General features: G+C 60.7%; 6 protein-coding genes. All 6 read right to left on the bottom strand.

Annotation, left to right across the window (positions count from 1 at the left end; genetic code table 11):
• Positions 1 to 186: 186 nt before the first annotated feature.
• The 6 genes from rplO to rpsH are packed head-to-tail and all read right to left on the bottom strand — an operon-like array spanning position 187 to position 2,867.
• A complete protein-coding gene (gene rplO / locus Q0331_RS10390; protein WP_034984966.1) occupies positions 187 to 636 on the bottom strand; it encodes a 50S ribosomal protein L15 in 450 nt (149 codons plus the stop codon).
• Positions 637 to 638: 2 nt separating this feature from the next.
• Positions 639 to 824 carry a 50S ribosomal protein L30 gene (rpmD, locus tag Q0331_RS10385; RefSeq protein ID WP_005291917.1) on the bottom strand — a complete coding sequence of 62 codons (186 nt, stop codon included), beginning with the start codon at positions 822 to 824 and terminating at the stop codon, positions 639 to 641.
• Between the two features lie 3 nt (positions 825 to 827).
• Positions 828 to 1,469 carry a 30S ribosomal protein S5 gene (gene rpsE, locus Q0331_RS10380; RefSeq protein WP_298076269.1) on the bottom strand — a complete coding sequence of 214 codons (642 nt, stop codon included), beginning with the start codon at positions 1,467 to 1,469 and terminating at the stop codon, positions 828 to 830.
• Between the two features lie 40 nt (positions 1,470 to 1,509).
• A complete protein-coding gene (rplR, locus tag Q0331_RS10375) occupies positions 1,510 to 1,914 on the bottom strand; it encodes a 50S ribosomal protein L18 (RefSeq protein ID WP_011274135.1) in 405 nt (134 codons plus the stop codon).
• The gene (rplF, locus tag Q0331_RS10370) at positions 1,914 to 2,450 is read right to left on the bottom strand and encodes a 50S ribosomal protein L6 (protein ID WP_011274136.1); all 537 of its coding nucleotides are present in this window, start codon (positions 2,448 to 2,450) and stop codon (positions 1,914 to 1,916) included. Before rplF ends, rplR begins: the two co-directional genes overlap by 1 nt.
• 18 nt (positions 2,451 to 2,468) lie before the next feature.
• On the bottom strand, positions 2,469 to 2,867 hold the full coding sequence (gene rpsH, locus Q0331_RS10365) for a 30S ribosomal protein S8 (protein ID WP_011274137.1): 399 nt from the start codon (positions 2,865 to 2,867) through the stop codon (positions 2,469 to 2,471).
• Positions 2,868 to 3,173: the final 306 nt, after the last annotated feature.

The following is a 3,173-nucleotide window of genomic DNA, read 5'->3' as shown; positions in this document are numbered from 1 at the left end:
ACTGCCCTGCCACTGCCCTGCCACCGCCCTGCCACTGCCCCGGCTCTATCTACCTGGATTCAGAACTTGCCGAAATATGGGCGTCAATAGATAAAACAAAAACGCCCCACCAGCGCAACAATGCACTGGCAGGGCGCTTCTTGAGAAGCTAAGCGCGGCCAGAACAATCTAGCCGCCTAACCGTCCTTACTTAGCCTCGGTAGCGGTGCCACCGGCAGCCTCGATCTTCTGCTTTGCAGAGCCCGAGAACTTGTTAGCGGTGACGTTCAGCTTCACGCTGATCTCGCCGTTACCCAGAACCTTCACCGGCTGGTTCTTGCGAGCCAGACCAGCTGCAACGATGTCTGCAACGGTGACGTCGCCACCGTTGGAGAATGCCTTCTCCAGGTCAGACACGTTAACCACCTGGTAGGTTACCTTGGCGGGGTTCTTGAAGCCCTTCAGCTTAGGCAGGCGCATGTGCAGTGGCATCTGGCCACCCTCGAATGCTGCCGAAACCTGCTTACGAGCCTTGGTGCCCTTGGTACCACGACCTGCGGTCTTGCCCTTAGACGCCTCACCACGACCCACGCGGGTCTTGGCCTTCTTGGCGCCCGGAGCGGGGCGGAGGTCGTGGAGCTTAATTGGATCGCTCATGTTTACTCTCCTGCCACTTCTTCGACCTCGACCATGTGGCGCACAACGTTGATCTGGCCGCGGACGATCGGGTTGTCCTCGCGGACGACCGTCTGGCCAATGCGCTTCAGGCCGAGAGAGCGCATGGAATCGCGCTGCTTCGGCTTGGTTCCGACCAAGCCCTTAACCTGGGTGATCTTCAGAGCCATTGCTTATGCCCCCTGTCCTGCTGCACGTGCGCGCAGCATAGCGGCCGGAGCAACCTCGTCCAGGGCCTTGCCGCGGCGTGCGGCAACCTCTTCCGGACGGACCAGCTGCTTCAGGCCAGCCACGGTTGCGTGGACAATGTTGATGGCGTTGTCGGAGCCCAGGGACTTCGACAGGATGTCCTGCACGCCGGCGCACTCCAGCACCGGGCGGACGGCGCCACCGGCGATCACACCGGTACCGGGTGCTGCGGGCTTCATCATGACGATGCCTGCAGCGTCCTCGCCCTGAACCGGGTGGGTGATGGTGCCGTTGATCATCGGTACGCGGAAGAAGTTCTTGCGAGCCTCTTCTGCGCCCTTCTGGATGGCGGCAGGGACTTCCTTGGCCTTGCCGTAGCCGACGCCGACCATGCCCTGGCCGTCGCCGACGATGACCAGCGCGGTGAAGCTGAAGCGGCGACCGCCCTTCACAACCTTCGAGACGCGGTTGATGGTAACCACGCGCTCGATGAACTGGCTGCGCTCATCCTGCTGGTTGCGACGATCGTTACGTCCACCGCGGTCGTTGCGGCCGTTACGCTCGTTGCGCTCGTTCTTGTCGTTGTTCTCGGCGGAGCGTCCGCCGTTACGTTCACGTCCCGACATCACGCGTTCCTTCCGTTGGTGTTGTTCGTGGAGTTGGTCATTAGAACTTCAGACCACCTTCGCGGGCAGCATCAGCCAGAGCGGCGACGCGGCCGTGGTACTTGTAGCCCGCACGGTCGAAGACGACAGCCTCGATGCCAGCGGCCTTGGCGCGCTCGGCGATCAGCTGACCGACCTTCGCACCGCGAGCCTTCTTGTCGCCCTCCATAGCGCGCACATCGGCTTCCATCGTGGATGCTGCGACCAGGGTGTGGCCTGCAACATCGTCGATGACCTGTGCGTGCATGTGGCGAGAGGTGCGGTGAATTACCAGACGCGGGGTCTCCGGGGTGCCGGAGAGGGTCTTGCGGATACGGAAGTGACGACGTGCGCGTGCGGTGCGGCGGCGGGTGGAAATATCCTTGCCCACCGGCAGACGCTTTTCGTTTTGTGCAGTGTTGCTCATTACTTACCCGTCTTTCCGACCTTGCGACGGACCTGCTCGCCCTCGTAGCGAATGCCCTTGCCCTTGTAAGGATCGTCCTTACGCAGACGGCGGATGTTCGCGGCGATCTGTCCGACCTGCTGCTTGTCGATACCTGCGATGGAGAACTTGGTGTTGCCATCCACTGCGAAGGTGATTCCCTCCGGTGCCTCAATCAGCACAGGGTGGGAGTAGCCCAGTGCGAACTCCAGGTTCTTGCCCTTGAGCTGCACACGGTAGCCAACACCGAAGATTTCCATGTTGATGGTGTAGCCCTTGGTCACGCCCTCGATCATGTTGAAGACCAGGGAGCGGGACAGGCCGTGCAGGGAACGATTCTTGCGGTGATCATCCGGGCGGGAAACGACGAGCTCCTCGCCTTCCTGAGCCACGGTGATCGGGGCCGGAATGTCCTGGCTCAGGGTGCCCTTCGGACCCTTGACCTCGACAGACTGGCCGTTGATGTTGATGGTGACGCCAGAGGGGACAGCCACCGGTGCCTTGCCAACACGAGACATGGTTTAGACCTCCTCTAGTTACCAGACGTAGGCGAGAACTTCTCCGCCTACACCCTTGTTTTGAGCCTCACGGTCGGTCAGCAGGCCGTGGGACGTGGAAATGATGGCCACACCCAGGCCGCCGAGAACCTGCGGCAGCTCGTTGGACTTTGCGTACACACGAAGACCCGGCTTGGAGACACGGCGCAGCCCGGAGATAGAACGCTCGCGGGACGGGCCGTACTTCAGCTCGATGTCTAGTGTCTTGCCAACCTTGGCGTCATTGACGGTGTAGTCAGCGATGTAACCCTCCTCCTTCAGAATCTCGGCGATGTTCGCCTTGATCTTGGAGGAAGGCATGGAGACGGACTCATGGAACGCGTTGGATGCGTTCCGCACGCGGGACAGCATGTCCGCGATGGGATCAGTCATGGTCATAAGTTTTGACCCATAGCCTTTCTCATTGCGGTTCCCAGCCCACCCAGGATGCGTGTACCGCGCGCTTGCTGGCTACTAGCGCGCCCCATGCTAAATAACGTGGGGTGCTCGCCGCCGTGTCCGCGCGGCCGCTTTATTGGGCGAGGGGCCTACAACAAAGTGGTTTGATGTTTACACTGCTCACGCTGCCAACCCAGTTTTGGGGCATGAGGCAACGCAAGACCTGATAACTCTAGCAATCACCTGCGGGTTTCCCCAAATCGCTGTTTCTTTGGTTTTTTGACGCCCCTAGGGCCAAAAATCCAG

Origin of the sequence: uncultured Corynebacterium sp., assembly GCF_937999985.1 — a bacterium.
GTDB lineage: Bacteria > Actinomycetota > Actinomycetes > Mycobacteriales > Mycobacteriaceae > Corynebacterium.
Note: the sequence above shows the minus strand (reverse complement) of the source record. Positions and strands in the feature narration are given on the sequence as shown.

Excerpts from the sequence above, each read along its gene's own strand:
- rplO (WP_034984966.1), bottom strand. The coding sequence starts at position 636 with ATGAGCGATCCAATTAAGCTCCACGACCTCCGCCCCGCTCCGGGCGCC.
- rplR (WP_011274135.1), bottom strand. The coding sequence starts at position 1,914 with ATGAGCAACACTGCACAAAACGAAAAGCGTCTGCCGGTGGGCAAGGAT.
- rpsE (WP_298076269.1), bottom strand. The coding sequence starts at position 1,469 with ATGTCGGGACGTGAACGTAACGGCGGACGCTCCGCCGAGAACAACGAC.
- rplF (WP_011274136.1), bottom strand. The coding sequence starts at position 2,450 with ATGTCTCGTGTTGGCAAGGCACCGGTGGCTGTCCCCTCTGGCGTCACC.
- rpsH (WP_011274137.1), bottom strand. The coding sequence starts at position 2,867 with ATGACCATGACTGATCCCATCGCGGACATGCTGTCCCGCGTGCGGAAC.
- rpmD (WP_005291917.1), bottom strand. The coding sequence starts at position 824 with ATGGCTCTGAAGATCACCCAGGTTAAGGGCTTGGTCGGAACCAAGCCG.